Below are 16,710 nucleotides of genomic sequence, written 5' to 3'. Positions count from 1 at the left end.
CAAGATTCGACAACAGTCGTACATTTTGTCTTCTGTTGCGGTAATGGGCTCTTCTAGTCTTCGGCGGCCCGCAGCACCCGAGTACCGAGCAAGGAACCACCACATGAGCACTCCTCCGGCCGCCGAGGACCAGGCGACCTCCCCCTACCCGGAGATCCCGGTCGAGGCCGAGCCCGCGAAGAAGAAGCGGAACGTCGCCCGCCTCGTCGGCAAGTACGTCGGCATCGTGGTCGCCGGCGTGATCGCCCTGATGGTGTGGTCGTGGTTCCACAAGGACGCGCCGGACATGGCCCAGGCCGGCAACTGCGTGACCAACGCCGGCACCGAGGCCAAGCCGAAGGTGAGCATCGTCGACTGCGGCGCCGCCAACGCGGACTTCAAGGTCCTCAAGGTCGTCCAGAGCAGCAACGACCAGGAGTGCGAGTCGGTCGAGGGCCTGGTCGCCTCCTACGTGGAGAAGTCCAGCACCAGCTTCACGCTCTGCCTCGGCAAGAACCACTGACGTCCCACGAGGCCGCCGCCGCCCGCAGCCGGGTGGCGGCGGCCTCGTGCCGTCCGGGGGGTGCGGTCCTCTCTTTCGGATCATGTCGGATCAGCGCGCGTCGTTGATGGGCCCCTCCTGCCCGATGGCGGGCAAGGAGGGAGCGTGGCTCGGCGGTGCGGAGGTGGGGGTACCTCCCGGCCGGAGGCTGGGGGCGGAGTCCATGCGGTGGGGGCACCTCCCGGCCGGAGGCTGGGGGCCATCGGCGACCGACGACAAGCCGGCGGTGGGCCCCTCCTGCCCGATGGCGGGCAAGGAGGGAGCGTGCTCCGGCGGCGCGCGCCCGGCATGATCCGAAAGAGAGGACCTAGGACGCCGCGCGCAGCAGGGCGTCGTCCTGCCACTTGAGGACCTTGTCGAAGCTGACGATCGCTCCGCGCAGCGGGTGGTTGCGCAGTTGGACGTGGTCGGTGAGGGCGTGGATCAGGAACAGGCCGCGGCCCGACTCGGCGGCGAGGTCCGGCACCGCGTCCAGGTCCGGGGTGCGGGTGGCGAGCGGGCGGCCGACCGGCAGGACGTGGGTGTCGTACGGGGCGGGCCGGTCGGTGACGCGCGGGCGGTGCGCGGTGAGCACCCTGGCCGGCAGGCTGGCGCGGCCGCGGCGGGTGGCGACCACGCGGCGCCCGGGTCGGGCGGGCGGGGACGGCGGGGAGGGGGCCGGGCGACGCAGCGGCGGCACGCTGGGCGGGGCGGGGGCCGCGACCGGCGGCAGGCCCGGCCCGGAGTCGACCACCTCGATCCGCAACCGGTCGCCGGCGAGCGCGGCGGTCACCTGGAAGCCCTCGTCGGGTCGGCCGCAGGCGGCGTGCTCGACCGCGTTGGCGCACGCCTCGGTGAGAGCGACGCCGAGGTCGAAGGCGATCTGCCGGTCGACGCCGGCCGTCTCCATGGCGCCGAGCAGGATGCGGCGGGCGAGCGGCACGCTGGCCGGGTCGCGCTTGAGGTGCAGAGTCCACCAGATGTCCACGGGAGATCCCTCCTGGCTGCGGCTCCACATACAACTAGGTATCTCCGAGCGATGCGGCGGTGAATCGTCCGCAGCGGCGAACGCCGCCCGTTCGGCGGATGGACCGGTGTGCAGGTCCTGTGCCGCGCGGCGCACGGACCGGCGCGCACGCCGGAAGGGATCAAGCCAACTTCCACGGATCCCGCACCCTGCCCCGGGCGCCCCGGTAGGCGGTGAGATGATGGCCCGGCCATGACTGACCACCACGCCGCCACCCACCGGGGCGCCTCCGTTCCCGCCGGGCGGGCGACGGCGGCGGCCTGGGACCTGCGGCTGCTGCGGGCGGTGCCGTTCGCGCTGGTGTGCACGCTGGTCGCCACGGCCGGGCACGGCCTGGTCGGCGGCGGCGATGTCGCACCGTACGCGCTGCTGCTCGGCTTCGCCGCGGTGCTGGGGATCGCGGCGCTGCTCGGCGGGCGGGAGCGCTCGCTGGTGGGGATCGCCGGGGCGCTCGGGGCGGGTCAGCTCGGTCTGCACCTGCTGTTCCACGGCCTGTCGAGCGGCGCCGGCGCCGCGATGGCCGGAATGCAGCACCCCGGCATGGCCGAGGCCGCCGGGCGGCTGCTGTGCGACGACCGGGTGGGCGACGGGCTGACCGTCGTCCCGCTGGACACCACCCCCGAACAGGTCGTCACCGCGGCCGGCCTCGACCCGCAGGCGTTCGCCGCGGCCGCCGCGCCGCACGCCGCCGGGCTGTTCGGGCTGACCCCCGGGATGCTGCTCGGCCACCTGGCCGCCGCCGTGGTGGCGGGCTGGTGGCTGCGGCGCGGCGAGGCGGCGCTGTGGCGGCTGGTCCGGGTGGCGGCGACCGCGGCCCAGGAGTGGGCGGCCCCGCTGCGTACCGCGCTGGCGCTGGCCGCCGCGCTGCTGCTCGGGCCGCTCGCCGGTGACCGGGAGCCGGGGCGCGGCCGCGCCCGGGCGGGGAGTTGGCGGCTGCCGGTGGCGGCCGCCCTGCGGCACAGCGTGGTCCGGCGGGGTCCGCCGGCGGCGGCGTTCGCGCGCTGATCCGACCCCGGTGACGGGGTGACGGGGCGCGCCCGCGCAGCCGTACCCGCGTGTGGCGGGACGGCTCGTCCTCCGTACGCCTGTGCCGTGGGCCCGTGGTGGCCCCGCCGTCCTCCGGGAGAACCCTGATGCGTTCCCTTCCTGCCGTCCGTCTCGCCGCCGCCGGTGTCGTCGCCGCCTCCACCGTGCTGGCGATGGCCGTGCCCGCCTTCGCGCACGTCACCGTCCAGCCCGGCAACGCCCAGCAGGGCGCCTACACCGCCGTCGCCTTCCGGGTGCCGAACGAGAGCGACGCCGCGAGCACGGTGAAGCTGGAGGTCAGCCTGCCGATGGACCACCCGATGGCCTCGGTCCGCACCCAGCCGCTGCCGGGCTGGACGGCCACCCTGGAGAAGTCCAAGCTCGACAAGCCGCTGAAGTCGCACGGCCAGGACATCAACGAGGCCGTCTCCAAGATCACCTGGACCGCCGACCCCGGCACCAAGATCGCCCCCGGCCAGTTCCAGGAGTTCCGCGTGTCGCTCGGCGCCCTGCCGAGCGACACCGACAAGGTCGTCTTCAAGGCCCTGCAGACCTACGACAACGGCGACGTGGTCCGCTGGATCGAGGAGGCCAAGGACGGCCAGCCGGAGCCGGCCAAGCCCGCGCCGGTGCTGACCCTCGCCAAGGCCGAGGCCGCCGGCGACCACCACTCCGGCGACTCCGCCGCCAAGTCCGACCAGACCCAGCAGGCCGCCGCCAAGGCGAGCGACGACACCGCCCGCACCCTCGGCGTGGTCGGCATCGTGGTCGGCGTGATCGGCGCCGCCCTCGGCGTCCTGGGCCTGCGCCGCAAGAACGCCTGACCCCGCCCGGCGGGGGCCGCGTCCCGACCCGACGCGGCCCCCGCCGGCACCAGCCCGCCCCGTACGAACGGACCCCCCGCATGCCTCGCACCACCCCGCGACTGCTCGGCGCCGCCGCCCTCGCCCTCACCGCCGCCCTCACCCTGACCGCCTGCTCCTCGGGCGGGTCGACCGACGGCTCCCCCGCCAAGGTCAGCAAGGAGAGCAGCAACTCCCCGTACCAGGGCTCGGTGCTGAAGAAGCAGTTCGACAAGCCCGACCTGGTGCTGAACGACACCTCCGGGCAGCCGTACGACCTGCGGCAGCGCACCACCGGCAAGGCCACCGTGCTGTTCTTCGGCTACACCAGCTGCCCCGACGTCTGCCCCACCACCATGGGCGACATCGGCGTCGCGATGTCCAAGCTCTCCGCCGAGGACCGGCAGAAGATCGACGTGGTCTTCGTCTCCACCGACCCGGCCCGCGACAACCCCACCGTGCTGCGCACCTGGCTCGACTCGATGGGCAAGGACTTCGTCGGCCTCACCGGCGACCTGGACAAGGTCAAGGCCGCCGCCAAGCCGCTCGGCATCCTGGTCGAGGACCCGGTCGTCCACGCCGACGGCTCGGTGACCTCCACCCACGGCGCCCAGGTGCTGGTCTTCCTCCCGTCCGACGACAAGGCCCACCTGCTCTACATGAGCGGCACCACCGTCGACACCTTCAGCCACGACCTGGCGCTGCTCGCCAAGGGGGTGGCGGCATGAGGCGCGCCGCCCTGGTCGGCGCCGGCGTCGCCACCGCGCTCACCGCCGGCGCCATACTCGTCGGCTGCGGCTTCTCGGGCACCGGCGGCACCGCCGACGCCGCGGCCCGGCTGACCGTCGACGGGTCCTACATCCCGCTGCCCGCCACCCCCGGCGGCATGGGCGCCGGCTACCTGACCGTCCGCAACGACGGCGCCGGCGAGGACCGCCTGGTCAAGGTCACCAGCCCGGCCGCCGGCTCGGTCACCCTGCACCGGTCCTCCGAGACCTCCATGGAGGAGGTGCAGAGCCTTTCGGTGCCCGCACACGGCACACTCGAACTGGCCCGCGGCGGGAACCACCTGATGATCATGGGGTGGCAGAAGCAGCCCGCGGTGGGCGACGAGCTCGAACTGGACCTGACCTTCGCCAAGAGCGGCACCATCGCGATCAAGGTGCCGGTCAAGCCGCTGACCTACCGACCCGGGAGCTGAAGCCGCGATGCCGACCGAGCCGAGGGAGCCACAGGTGACCGCCACGCGTACGGCCCGCAGACTGGGCGCGCTGCTCGCCGTCCTGGGCGCCGCCCTGGCGCTGGTGCTCGGCGGGGCGTCCACCGCCTCCGCCCACGCCACGCTGGTCCGCACCGACCCGGCGCAGAACTCGGTCGTGCCGAACGCGCCCGACGCCGTCACCCTCACCTTCAGCGAGGACGTCTCGCTGCCCGGCGACTCCGTCCGGGTCCTCGACCCCGCCGGCAAGCCGGTCGACAACGGCAACTCCACCCACGTCGACGGCAAGGCCGACACCGCCCGGGTCACGCTCCGGTCCGGCCTCGCCAACGGCACCTACACCGTCGCCTGGCGGGTCGTCTCCGAGGACTCCCATCCCATCGGCGGCGCCTTCACCTTCTCGATCGGCGCCCCCTCCGACACCTCCGTCTCCGCCTCGGCCGTCCAGACCGCCAAGGCCGACGGCGTCGTCTCCTTCGTCTACGGCACCGGCCGGGCCGTCGCCTACGGCGCGTTCGCCCTGCTGGCCGGCGCCGCCGCGTTCGTCCTGATCGTCTGGCCGCGCGGCATCGCCGTCCACGCCGTGCAGCGCCTGCTGATGACCGGCTGGATCGCCCTGCTCACCTCCACCGTCGCCGTGCTGCTGCTGCGCGGCCCGTACGAGCGCGGCACCGGCATCGCCCAGGCGCTCGACCTCTCGCTGGTCCGCGGCACCCTGGACGAACGGATCGGCACCGCGCTCGCCGCCCGCCTGCTGCTGCTCGCCGCCTCCGGCGTCTTCCTGTCCCTGCTGGTCGGCCAGCTCGGCCAGAGCGCCGCCGTACAGCCGGCCGCGAGCGCCGGCGGTGGCGGCTCGGCCACGGGGGACGAGGACGCGGAGGAGGCCGAGCTGCGGCAGCTCGAACAGCGCGCCGCGCAGCGCCCCGGCTGGGACGCCCGGCTCGGCCTCGGCGTGGTCGGCCTCGCGTTGGCCGTCGCCCTCACCGCCACCTGGGTCGGCGCCGACCACTCCGCGGTCGGCATCCAGGTCTGGCTCGCCCTGCCGCTGGCCTCCGTCCACCTGCTCGCCATGGCCCTGTGGCTCGGCGGGCTCGCCACCCTGCTGGTCGGCCTGCGCCACGGCCTCCCGGTCGCCGGGGTGGAACGCTTCTCCAAGCTGGCCCTCGCCGCCGTCACCGCGCTCACCGTCACCGGCGTCTACCAGTCCTGGCGCGGGCTGGGCAGCTGGAGCGCCCTGGTCGACACCGAGTACGGGCGGCTGCTGCTGATCAAGGTCGGCTGCGTCGCGGCGATGGTCGGGGTGGCCTGGATCTCCCGGTCCTGGATCGCCCGGGTATGGGTCGCCGACGCGACCGGCGCCGTGGCGGCCGAGGCCGGGGCTGCGGAGGCGGTCGCGGACGACGAGTCGAAGGCGGTCGCGGTCGGCGCGCCGGCCGGGGCGTCCGCCTCGGCGGCGTCCGGGGGCGGCGACGCGGTGCGGGAGGCCCAGCTCGCCCGGCAGCGCGCCGTCCGGGAGGCCGCCGGCGCCCGCCTGGCGCAGGACGGCACCCCCGCACGGGCCGGACTGCGGCGCTCGGTGCTGGTCGAGTCCGCGGTGGCGGTGGCCGTGCTGGTGGTCACCACGATGCTGACCAACTCCCCGCCCGGACGCGTCGCCGAAGCCGTCGCCGCCGCCCCCGCCGCCCAGGCCCAGACCCCCGCGCCCGGCGTGTCCACGGTCCCGGGACGCACCGTCGAACTGAAGATCCCGTACAACACCGGGGGCTCCACCGCCAACGCCAAGGGCACCGCGACGGTCACCGTCAACCCCGCCGGGGTCGGCCCGAACGCGGTCGGGCTCACGCTGGACGACGCCTCCGGCCGGCCCATCGACGTCCCGGAGCTGCAGCTCGCCTTCACCCTCCCCGACCGCGACCTCGGCCCCCTCCCGGTCGCCCTCAAGGCGGAGGGCACGGGCCGCTGGTCCGGGGTCGCCCAGCTGCCCCTGGCCGGCAACTGGGTGGTCTCGGTGACGGTCCGCTCGTCGGACATCGACCAGGTCACGGCCGTCCAGCAGCTGAAGCTGGACAAATGAGGCAGAGGCAGGGGCGGGCCGCGCGCAGCGTGTCGCGGCGGGCCCTGCTCGGCGGAGCCGGCGCCGGGCTGGCGATCGGCGCGGTCGGTGCGGTGGCGGGCGAGCGGGCCCTCGCCGTCCGGCAGCCCGACGGCACCCCGGATCTCGGCACTGCCGCGGTCCCGTTCCACGGTCCGCACCAGGCGGGGATCCTCCAGCCGCCGCAGGCCCGCGCCCACCTGGCGGCCTTCGACCTGGCGCCCGCCGTCGGCCGGGACGGGCTGCGGACGCTGCTCCGCACCTGGTCCGCCACCGCCGCCCGGCTGATGGCGGGCGGGGCGGCGGACGGGCAGGAGAACCAGATCGCGCTGGACGCCGGCCCGTGCTCGCTCACGGTCACCTTCGGCTTCGGCCACTCGCTGTTCGACAAGGCGGGCCTGGCCGACCGCCGTCCGGAGGCGCTGGTGCCGCTGCCCGCGTTCCCGGGCGACGCGCTCGACCCGGCGCGCAGCGACGGCGACCTGTGGGTGCAGATCGGCGCGGACGACGCGCTGGTGGCGTTCCACGCGCTGCGGGTGCTGCAGAAGCAGGCGGCGGGGCTGGCGGTGCCGCGGTGGCAGATGTCGGGGTTCGCCCGTACGCCGGGGGCGACGCCGCACCCGATGACGGGGCGGAACCTGATGGGTCAGGTGGACGGCACCAACAACCCGAAGCCCACCGAGGCGGACTTCGCGGCGAAGGTGTTCGCCGACGGTCCGGCGTGGCTGGCCGGCGGCAGCTACGCGGTGGTGCGCCGGATCCGGATGCTGCTGGACGACTGGGAGGGCCTGCCCACCGACCGGCAGGAGCGGGTGATCGGCCGCCGCAAGGCGGACGGCGCGCCGCTGTCGGGCGGGGCGGACGCCACCGAGCGCACGCCGGTCGACCTGGCGGTCACCCACCCGGACGGCACCCTGGCGGTGGCACCGGACGCGCACATCCGGGTCGCCGCCCCCGCGTCCAACGGCGGCGCGGCGATGCTCCGGCGCGGCTTCTCGTACCAGGACGGGCTGCTCGCGGACGGTTCGCCGGACGCGGGACTGCTGTTCGTCGCCTTCCAGGCGGACCCGGCACGGGGCTTCGTACCGGTGCAGCGCCGGCTGGCCCGCGGCGACGGGCTGGCGCGGTTCCTGCGGCACGAGGCGAGCGGCCTGTACGCCGTCCCGCCGGGGGCGCCCGAGGGCGGGTACGTGGGTCAGCCACTGCTGGAGGGCTGAGAGCCGGCTGGAGGACTGAAGGCCGGGGCTGCGGGAGACCGGACCACTGGGTGGAACGGGGGAACCCGGCCGGGCGCGCGAGACTAGAGTGGCGGTTTCGTTACCACGCAGCCACGGAGGCGGTCATGTCGGCGACCCGCTACACCTATCTCGGGCCCGCGGGCACCTTCACCGAGATGGCGCTGCGCACCCTGCCGGAGGCGGGGACGCGGGAGCTGGTGCCGCTCTCCTCGGTGCCGGCGGCGCTGGACGCGGTGCGCAACGGGGAGGCGGCCGGGGCGTTCGTCGCGGTGGAGAACTCGGTCGAGGGCGCGGTCACCGCCACCAGCGACGAGCTGGTCAACGGCACGCCGCTGATGATCTACCGCGAGGTGCTGCTGCCGATCTCGTTCGCGCTGCTGGTGCGTCCGGGCACCGCGCTCGGCGACGTCAAGACGGTCGCCAGCCACCCGGTGGCGCAGGCCCAGGTCCGCCGCTGGCTGGCCACCAACCTGCCGGACGCGCAGTGGGAGTCGGCGTCGTCCAACGCGGAGGGCGCCCGGCTGGTGCAGGAGGGCCGCTACGACGCGGCGGTGGCGGGGTCGTTCGCCGCGCCGCTGTACGGGCTGGACGTGCTGGTCGACGAGATCCACGACGCGGCCGACCCGACCACCCGGTTCATCCTGGTCGGCCGCCCCGGGCGGGTGTCCTCGGCGACCGGTTCGGACAAGACGTCGATGGTGGTCTGGCTGCCGGACGACCACCCGGGCGCGCTGCTGGAGCTGCTGCAGGAGTTCGCGGTGCGCGGCATCAACCTGATGCGGATCGAGTCCCGGCCGACCGGCGAGGGCATGGGCAGCTACTGCTTCCTGATCGACTGCGAGGGGCACCTCAGCGAGCGCCGGGTGAGCGAGGCGCTGATGGGACTCAAGCGGATCTGCCCGCAGGTGCGCTTCCTCGGTTCGTACCCGAGGGCCGACAAGGGCGCTTCCTCGCCGGTGCGGCCGGGCACCTCGGACGACGACTTCGCGGGGGCGGCGGACTGGCTGTCGCGCTGTCTCGACGGCCGCGGCGAGATCTGACCGATTCCTTTCGGAATGGCCCGGACCTGATTCCGGGCCGTTCATTTCCAACACGCCGGAACGTCACCTGGCCGGTCGAAGACCGTTCACCGGGACGCCGCACGGCGGCGTTCGGGCAGGCCGGGGCCCCGGTGGGGCGTTCGGGGCCGTCATCCACAAGCAGCGGCCGCCATCCACAGGCGGCCCGATCCGCGAGTTATCCACAGGCTTGGGGACGAGTCGACAAACCGGTATAGCTACTGGCGAGTCCGGTCAGATCATCGACTAGGGGCGCAGATCGGATCTATCGCACCAGAGTCACCCTTGAGCCATCAAATCACCCGTCCGAGCGAGCGAATTCCCTCACTCGGGAAGGCCTATCGAGGTTTGAAACCTCAATTCATCGGTCGATCGCAGAACCGTCCGCAGGCAATCGACGATCCACAGGTGCGGCGCCCATCCTGTGGAAAACAGGGCCGGGAGCGGGTTGTCCACCAGAGTTATCCACAGGATTCGGGCGGTTATCCCCAGGCGCCCGGCGGGCTTCCCACCGTCCCGGTCCGCACCCCGTGATCGGACGGTGCACAGGATGGCAGATTCCGCCACCCCTCCCCCGGTAGGCTGGCCCCGTGATTGACCTTCGCCTGCTCCGTGAGGACCCGGATCGAGTGCGCGCCTCGCAGCGCGCCCGTGGTGAGGACGTCGACCTGGTCGACGCCCTCCTGTCTGCCGACGAGCGCCGCCGGTCCTCGGGCAGTCGCTTCGACGAACTGCGCAACGAGCAGAAGGTGCTCGGCAAGCAGGTCGCCCAGGCCAAGGGCGAGGAGAAGTCCGCGCTGCTCGAGCGCACCAAGGAGCTGGCCGCCGCGGTCAAGGCCGCCGACGCCGAGCAGAACGAGGCCCGGGACGAGGCCGACCGCCTGCTGCGCTCGCTGGCCAACCTGATCGACCCGGCCGCGCCGGTGGGCGGCGAGGAGGACTTCGTCACCCTCGAGGAGATCGGCACCCCGCGCGACTTCGCCGCCGAGGGCTTCGAGCCCCGCGACCACGTCGAGCTGGGCCAGATCCTCGGCGCGATCGACACCGAGCGCGGCGCCAAGGTCGCCGGCGCCCGCTCCTACTACCTGACCGGCCCGGGCGCCCTGCTGGAGCTCGCCCTGGTCAACATGGCCATGGCGCAGGCCACCGCGGCCGGCTTCACCCCGATGATCACCCCGGCGCTGGTCCGCCCGGCCGCCATGGACGGCACCGGCTTCCTCGGCCAGGCCGCCGAGAACGTGTACTTCCTCGAGGACGACGAGCGGTACCTGGTCGGCACCAGCGAGGTCCCGCTGGCGGCGTACCACATGGACGAGATCATCGACGCCGAGAAGCTGCCGCTGCGGTACGCCGGCTACTCGTCCTGCTTCCGCCGCGAGGCCGGCACGTACGGCAAGGACACCCGCGGCATCATCCGGGTGCACCAGTTCGAGAAGGTGGAGATGTTCGTCTTCACCACGCCCGAGGACGCCGAGGCCGAGCACCGCCGCCTGCTCCAGTGGGAGAAGGACTTCCTCAACGCGCTGGAGCTGCCGTACCGGGTGATCGACGTCGCCTCCGGCGACCTCGGCGCCTCGGCCGCCCGCAAGTTCGACATCGAGGCCTGGATCCCGACCCAGGGCAAGTACCGCGAGGTCACCTCGACGTCCAACACCACCGAGTACCAGTCGCGCCGGCTGTCGATCCGGATGCGCGAGGACGGCAAGGCCCGCCCGCTGGCCACCCTGAACGGCACCCTGGTCGCCGTCCCGCGGGTGATCGTCGCACTGCTGGAGAACCACCAGCAGGCCGACGGCTCGGTGGTCGTGCCGGAGGCGCTGCGCCCGTTCCTCGGCGGACGATCGGTGATCGAGCCGGTCGCCAAGTAAGCACGCGAGCACCCGTCCGGGAGACGTACCGACGATGAGCACCACGAGCCACCCGGCGGACGTCTCCCCCGGTGGCGACCTGCCCTTCCGGCTGGTCGCCACCGACCTGGACGGCACTCTGCTGACCTCCGCGGAGACCGTCTCCGAGCGCACCGGCGCCGCCCTGGCGGCCGTGACCGCCCTCGGCGCCCGGCACATCGTGGTCACCGGCCGCTCGGCCGGCTGGACCCGCCCGCTGCTGGAACGGATGGGCTACACCGGGCTGGCGGTCTGCGGCCAGGGTGCCCAGGTCTACGACGCGGGCGCGCACCGGCTGCTCACCTCGGTGACGCTGGACCGGCAGCTGGCGGCCGCCGCCCTGGCCAAGATCGAGGCCGAGGTCGGCCCGCTCGCGGTCGCCGCGGCCCGGGACGGGCTGGACGGCGAGGTGGTGACCGGCCCCGGGTACGCGCTGCGGATCGGCACCGAACTGCCCGTACGCGCGGTGGACCCGGGCGAGCTGCTGGCCGCCCCGATCGCCAAGCTGTTCATCCAGCACCCCGCGTTGGACGACGACGCCCTCGCCGGGGCCGCACGGGCGGTGGCCGGCCAGCTGGCGGGCGTCACGGTCGCCGGTCCCGGGGTGGTGGAGCTGCTGCCGCTGGGCCTGAGCAAGGCGACCGGGCTGTCGATCGCCGCGCGGCGCCTGGGCGTCCGCAGGGCGGAGACGATCGCGTTCGGCGACATGCCCAATGACGTGCCGATGTTCGGCTGGGCCGGGTACGGCGTGGCGATGGCCGACGCGCACGAGGAACTGAAGGCGGTCGCCGACGAGGTGACGCTCTCCCAGGACGAGGACGGCGTGGCCGTCGTCCTGGAGCGGCTCTACGGCGTGGGCTAGCCCCTCTCGCCGGGGGCGCGGTGGGCGCGCCCCCGGGGGCGGGTCAGCCGAAGCTGACGTTGGAGCAGGGGTCGTCGTCCGCGGAGCGGGTCTCCTTGGCGACCGAGGAGGGCAGCGGCCCGGGGGCGGCGGGGGCGGAGCCGCCGGCGGCGCTGCCACCGGCCGCGGCCGCGTAGTCCTTGCCGAGCACCAGGGAGATGCCGGCCTTGGTGCTGCTCTCCACGGTCGCGCCGGGGAACAGGGCGGCGACGGTCTGGGCGTTGGCCTTCTCGCCGGGGCCGTACTGGACGACCGTGGTGGCGTGGGTCTGCGAGCTGGCGTTGCCGGTCGAGGTGACGGTGAAGTTGGCGGCCTTCAGCGCGGTGGCGGCCTTGGTGGACAGGCCCGCGGTGGTGGTGCCGTTGTAGACGCCGACCCGGATGCCGGCGCCGCTGGCCGGCGTGGCGGGAGCGGGGGCGGCGGCCGCGGTGGTCGGGGCGGCCGGGGAGGGGCTGGCGCCACCGCTGGCGTCCTCGCCGTCGAGGGTGCGGTCGGCCTTGAGGGCGGCCCACAGCTGGTCGACGTCGGGGTGGACCAAGGCGATCCGCTCCTTGTCGAAGCGCCAGGGCGGGGTGAGGAACTTGACGTCGTGCAGGTCGAGGTCCTTCAGGCTCAGGCCGAAGGAGAGCAGCTTGTTGGCGGAGTCCAGACCCTTGTCGACGGTGAGCGACTTGGTGGCGGCGTTGGCGAGCGGCAGCAGGGTGGTGGGGTCCATGCCCTTGGTCTTGACCTCCTTGATGAGGGAGGAGAGGAAGGCCTGCTGGCGGCGCATGCGGCCGACGTCGGAGCCGTCGCCTATGCCGTGGCGCAGGCGGACGTAGTCGAGGGCGGCCTGGCCCTCGACCTTCTGGATGCCCTTGGGGTAGAGCAGCTTGCCCTTGTGGCCGAGGTTGGGGTTGAGGTCGCCCTCGTGGATGTCGTTGGGCAGGCAGACGGTGACGCCGCCGACGGCGCTGGTCATCGAGGCGAAGCCTTCGAAGTTGACCACCATGGTGTGGTCGACGCGTATGCCGGTGAGCTTCTCGACCAGGTTCTGGGTGCAGGCCGGGTTGCCCGCGTCGGTGTTGCCGGTCGAGAAGGCGCTGTTGAACATCACGCCGGTCTGCTGCTTGGTCCACTTGCCGTTGGGGAGCAGGCAGGGCGGGATGTCGACCAGGGCGTCGCGGGGGAAGGACACGCCGACGGCGTGTTTGTGGTCGGCGTAGACGTGCAGCAGGATCGTGGTGTCGGAGCGGGCGCCGCCGTCCTCGCCGCCGCCGAGGTCCTTGTTGGCGCCGGCGCGGCTGTCCGAGCCGATCAGCAGGACGTTGACGGGGACGCGGCCCTGGGCGTCGGCCTGGGCGCCGGCGGGGCGGTCCTTGGAGACGCCCTCGTCGCCGAACGAGCTGATGTTGCCGTTGAGCTGCCAGTAGACGGCGCCGGCGGCGGCGACCACCAGGCCGAGCGAGCCGACGGCGATCCAGGCGACGAGCTTCTTGCGGCCGCGCTTCTTCTTGCGGCCGCGGCCGGCGGCCCGCCCGGCGCCGCGGCCGTCCGCGGGGCCCTGGCCCCGTCCGCCGTGGCCGCCGGAACCGGCCTGGCCGGCGCCGCGGCCCTGCTGGGCGCGGCGGGCCTCGGCGCGGCCGCCGGTGCGGGGCAGGTCGTCGTGATGGTCGGAGCGGCGGCGGGGCACGGCGGGTCGGTCGTCCCGGCGCGGGGCGTCGTCACGGTAGTCGCCGCCGTGGCCGGGCTCGTCGTCCCGCCACCAGCCGGCGTCCTGGTCGGACGACCCCGCCCTCTGGCCCGCCATATGTACACCCCTTCACCGGCGGCCGTCACCACAGCCTCGACAGACGCACCGCGATCGGTACGGACGCGTAGAACTTCAGCGGAGCATATAAAGGCATCACTTCGGAGTCACTGCCTGGGCTGCCGCTCGGGCTTTCCGCCAGTGGTTCCGGGGTTCGAGACGCCGTGCGGAGGGGGGCCGGTTCCTCGCCGGGCCGGTTGTAGGATGACCGGGCAATCAGTTGTAGGATGACTGCTCATAGGATGGCTTCGACGGACGTCGAGACGGGAAAGGGGTGTCCGCGGTGGGCGAGGGTCTGCAGGCCGCCGGGCGGCGTTCCCTGGTCGACGTGGCGATCGAGCAGCTGCGCGAGCAGCTGGCCGCCGGCGTCTGGCCGGTGGGGTCGCAGATCCCGACCGAGCACGAGCTCGCCGAGCGGCTGCAGGTGGGGCGCAACACGGTGCGGGAGGCGATCCGGGTGCTGGTGCACTCCGGGATGCTGGTCTCGCGCCAGGGCGAGGGCACCTTCGTCCGGTCCACCAGCGACCCGGCCTCGGTGCTGCACGGCGTGCAGCGCTCGGACGTCCGGGACGTGCTGGAGGTACGGGCGGCGCTGGAGGCCGAGGCGGCCCGGCTGGCCGCGGTGCGCCACACCCCCGAGGACATCGCCCGGATGCGGACCGCGCTGGCCCGCGAGGCCGAGGTGATGGCCGCGCACCCCGAGCGGGCGGGCCGCGAGGCGACCGTCGAGCACGACCTGGAGTTCCACACCGCGGTGGTCGAGGCCGCACACAACCCGGCGCTGACCGAGGTGTACCGGTACTTCGGCGCCTCGGTGCGGGAGTCGATGCGGGCCGCGTTCGGCGACCACGAGATGCCCGAGATCGCGATCGACACCCATGCGGCGCTGGTCGACGCGATCGAGAGCGGCGACCCGGAGCGGGCCGAGGCCGCCTGTCGCACGCTGCTCGCGGAGCCGACGGCCGCCGTGGAGCAGCTGCTCGCCGCCATCGCCGCGCGGAAGTGACGCGGGCCGTCCGGCCCCTCCTTCCCCCGTACGTTCCCAGCCCAGAGAGAGTCCCTGCGTCATGTCGGTCACCCGTACCGCGCTGCCGGTCCACGAACCCTCGGTCAGTACCCGAACCAGGCTGGCCCGCCCCGCCCTGCTGCTGGCCGGCATCGTGCTGGTCGCGCTGAACATGCGGGCCTGCCTCGCGGCGGTGTCCCCGATGGTCGGCGAGATCCAGCGGACCTTCGGCCTGTCGGCGACGGCGAGCGGACTGATCACCACGGTGCCGGTGCTGTTCCAGGGCGCCGGCGCGCCGCTGACCCCGCGGCTGACCCGGCGGTTCGGGACCGAGCGGGTGGTGCTGGGCGCGGTCCTCACCCTCGGCGCGGGCGTGCTGCTGCGGGTGCTGCCGTCGGTGGTGGCGCTGTACGCGGGGTGCGTGGTGATCGGTGTCGCGATCGCGGTGCTGAACGTGTCGATGCCGGGCCTGGTGAAGCGGGAGTTCCCGCACCGGGCGGCGGCGATGACCGGCCTGTACTCGACCACCATGCTGGTCGGCGCGACGCTGGCGGCCGGTCTGTCGGTGCCGCTGGAGCACGCGCTCGGCGGGGGCTGGGAGGCCGCGCTGGGGGCCTGGTCGCTGCCGGCGGCGGTGGCGGCCGCGGTGTGGCTGCCGCAGGTGCTGAAGGCGCGTCAGGCGGGCTCCGGGGCCACTGCGGCGGCGACCGGCCGGGTGCCGGCCGAACGGCCGGTGGCCGGGATCTGGCGGTCGGCGCTGGCGTGGCGGATCAGCCTGTTCATGGGGATCTCGTCGCTGCTGGTGTACACGCTGGTGGCGTGGATGCCGACGATCCTGGCCGACCACGGCATGGACCGGGGCGAGGCCGGACTGGTCTTCGCGTTCAGCAACCTGGTGCAGGTGGCGAGTGCGTTCCTGGTGCCGCTGGCGGCGGGTCGGATGACCCGTCAGCGCGGCCTGGCGGTGGCCATGGCCGGGCTGAACGTGGCCGGGATCGCGGTGCTGCTGGCCGCCCCGGTGTCCGGGGCGTGGGTCGCCGCGACGGTGCTGGGCCTGGCCCAGGGCGGTTCGCTCGGGCTGGCGCTGGCGTTCATCGTGCTGCGGACGGGGAGTGCGGCCGGGGCGGCGCAGCTGGGCGGGATGAGTCAGGCCGTCGGGTACCTGGTGGCGGCGCTGGGCCCGGTGGGGGCCGGTGCGCTGCACCAGGTGACGGGGGGTTGGAGCGTCGTGCTGATCATGATGTTGGTGCTGGCCGGGGCCGCCGCGGTGGCGGGGTGGGGCGCCGGGCGGAACGTCGTCCTGGATGGGCGCTGAGGGAGCGCCCCGCGGGGGGACGCGCTCGACAGCATGCCCGGCCCCCGGCCCCTGGTGACTACTCGTCCGAGGTCAGGGTGAGGCCGGCCAGCTTGGCGGAGGCCAGGATGGTGGCGATCGAGGCGACACCGACCAGCAGGGCGAGGGCGAGGCCGAGGGCGACCGTGGCGGTCAGGACGCCGTCGGCCGCGACGGCCTCGGCGACCGACAGGCCCCACTGCTGGATGGAGAGGGTCTTGGCGCCCTTCACGTAGTTGCCGACCAGGCTCTCCCAGACCAGCGCGTAGCCGAGGCCGGCCACCACGGCGTGCCGGGTGACCACGCCGAGCAGCAGGAACAGGGCGCTGTAGGCGGCGCCGGCGGCCATGGCGCCGACGGTGTAGCCGAGGGCGAGGTTGTCCTTGGTGCCGTAGATGATCAGACCGGCGACCAGCATGGGGAGGGCGGCGAAGACCCAGCTCGCACCGACCGCGACGGCCAGCTTGGTGGTGGTGATCTTCCAGCGGGGCAGCGGCTTGGCGAGCAGGTAGACGATCGAGCCGTCGTCGATCTCGTGGGCGATCACGCCGGTGCCGACGATCAGGCCGAGGATCGGGACCAGGGTGCCGAGTCCGAGCTGGCCGAGGACGGAGACGGCGAGGTCGTGCTTGTCGTTGCCGGAGCTACGGGCGGCCAGCGAGACCGCCAGCAGCAGGACGGGCACGGCCAGCAGGATCAGGGCGCGGCGGCGACCGAGCAGGCCGCGGACGGTCAGCCGGGCGACGGTGGTGTTCATCGGAGGCTCCAAGACC

At 74.0% G+C, this 16,710-nt stretch carries 15 protein-coding genes; 12 read left to right on the top strand and 3 right to left on the bottom strand.

What is annotated here, in order from left to right:
* Positions 1 to 103: 103 nt before the first annotated feature.
* Positions 104 to 502, top strand: a complete 399-nt coding sequence (locus FHR36_RS32365; protein ID WP_253803019.1) for an LppU/SCO3897 family protein — start codon at positions 104 to 106, stop codon at positions 500 to 502.
* A 346-nt stretch (positions 503 to 848) separates the two neighbouring features.
* On the opposite strand, the gene FHR36_RS32360 is transcribed toward FHR36_RS32365, so the two are convergent.
* On the bottom strand, positions 849 to 1,508 hold the full coding sequence (locus FHR36_RS32360) for an ATP-binding protein (protein WP_253803016.1): 660 nt from the start codon (positions 1,506 to 1,508) through the stop codon (positions 849 to 851).
* A 231-nt stretch (positions 1,509 to 1,739) separates the two neighbouring features.
* Here FHR36_RS32360 and FHR36_RS32355 point away from each other — a divergent pair, with 231 nt between their 5' ends.
* The 9 genes from FHR36_RS32355 (at position 1,740) to FHR36_RS32315 (ending at position 11,770) form a co-directional block, all read left to right on the top strand.
* Entirely contained in the window at positions 1,740 to 2,552 is an 813-nt protein-coding gene (locus FHR36_RS32355) for a hypothetical protein (RefSeq protein ID WP_253803013.1), read from the top strand.
* Between the two features lie 128 nt (positions 2,553 to 2,680).
* The gene (locus tag FHR36_RS32350) at positions 2,681 to 3,397 is read left to right on the top strand and encodes a YcnI family copper-binding membrane protein (protein ID WP_253803011.1); all 717 of its coding nucleotides are present in this window, start codon (positions 2,681 to 2,683) and stop codon (positions 3,395 to 3,397) included.
* A gap of 80 nt (positions 3,398 to 3,477) precedes the next feature.
* Positions 3,478 to 4,143: an SCO family protein gene (locus FHR36_RS32345; RefSeq protein ID WP_253803008.1), complete on the top strand. Its 666-nt coding sequence runs from the start codon at positions 3,478 to 3,480 to the stop codon at positions 4,141 to 4,143.
* A complete protein-coding gene (locus FHR36_RS32340) occupies positions 4,140 to 4,616 on the top strand; it encodes a copper chaperone PCu(A)C (RefSeq protein WP_253803004.1) in 477 nt (158 codons plus the stop codon). The genes FHR36_RS32345 and FHR36_RS32340 overlap by 4 nt, the downstream gene beginning before the upstream one ends.
* Before the next feature lie 34 nt (positions 4,617 to 4,650).
* Entirely contained in the window at positions 4,651 to 6,708 is a 2,058-nt protein-coding gene (locus FHR36_RS32335) for a copper resistance CopC/CopD family protein (protein WP_253803002.1), read from the top strand.
* Positions 6,705 to 7,943 (top strand): iron uptake transporter deferrochelatase/peroxidase subunit, encoded by a 1,239-nt coding sequence (gene efeB / locus FHR36_RS32330; protein WP_253803000.1) that lies wholly within the window; start codon positions 6,705 to 6,707, stop codon positions 7,941 to 7,943. Before FHR36_RS32335 ends, efeB begins: the two co-directional genes overlap by 4 nt.
* Positions 7,944 to 8,068: 125 nt before the next feature.
* Entirely contained in the window at positions 8,069 to 9,004 is a 936-nt protein-coding gene (gene pheA / locus FHR36_RS32325) for a prephenate dehydratase (protein ID WP_253802997.1), read from the top strand.
* A 608-nt stretch (positions 9,005 to 9,612) separates the two neighbouring features.
* On the top strand, positions 9,613 to 10,890 hold the full coding sequence (serS, locus tag FHR36_RS32320; protein ID WP_253802994.1) for a serine--tRNA ligase: 1,278 nt from the start codon (positions 9,613 to 9,615) through the stop codon (positions 10,888 to 10,890).
* Between the two features lie 34 nt (positions 10,891 to 10,924).
* Complete coding sequence (locus tag FHR36_RS32315; protein WP_253802991.1) at positions 10,925 to 11,770, top strand: HAD family hydrolase; 846 nt, start codon at positions 10,925 to 10,927, stop codon at positions 11,768 to 11,770.
* Positions 11,771 to 11,813: 43 nt separating this feature from the next.
* Here FHR36_RS32315 and FHR36_RS32310 read toward each other — a convergent pair whose 3' ends face one another.
* Entirely contained in the window at positions 11,814 to 13,598 is a 1,785-nt protein-coding gene (locus FHR36_RS32310; RefSeq protein WP_253802988.1) for an LCP family protein, read from the bottom strand.
* A 283-nt stretch (positions 13,599 to 13,881) separates the two neighbouring features.
* Here FHR36_RS32310 and FHR36_RS32305 point away from each other — a divergent pair, with 283 nt between their 5' ends.
* Together FHR36_RS32305 and FHR36_RS32300 are read left to right on the top strand one after the other, a co-directional pair.
* The gene (locus FHR36_RS32305; RefSeq protein WP_253802985.1) at positions 13,882 to 14,604 is read left to right on the top strand and encodes a FadR/GntR family transcriptional regulator; all 723 of its coding nucleotides are present in this window, start codon (positions 13,882 to 13,884) and stop codon (positions 14,602 to 14,604) included.
* A 61-nt stretch (positions 14,605 to 14,665) separates the two neighbouring features.
* Positions 14,666 to 15,919: a CynX/NimT family MFS transporter gene (locus FHR36_RS32300; protein WP_253802982.1), complete on the top strand. Its 1,254-nt coding sequence runs from the start codon at positions 14,666 to 14,668 to the stop codon at positions 15,917 to 15,919.
* A 58-nt stretch (positions 15,920 to 15,977) separates the two neighbouring features.
* On the opposite strand, the gene FHR36_RS32295 is transcribed toward FHR36_RS32300, so the two are convergent.
* Positions 15,978 to 16,694 (bottom strand): ABC transporter permease subunit, encoded by a 717-nt coding sequence (locus FHR36_RS32295; protein WP_253802979.1) that lies wholly within the window; start codon positions 16,692 to 16,694, stop codon positions 15,978 to 15,980.
* Positions 16,695 to 16,710: the final 16 nt, after the last annotated feature.

Source organism: Kitasatospora cinereorecta, from assembly GCF_024172095.1.
GTDB classification, from domain to species: Bacteria; Actinomycetota; Actinomycetes; order Streptomycetales; family Streptomycetaceae; genus Kitasatospora; species Kitasatospora cinereorecta.
This window is presented reverse-complemented; position numbering and strand designations above follow the sequence as displayed.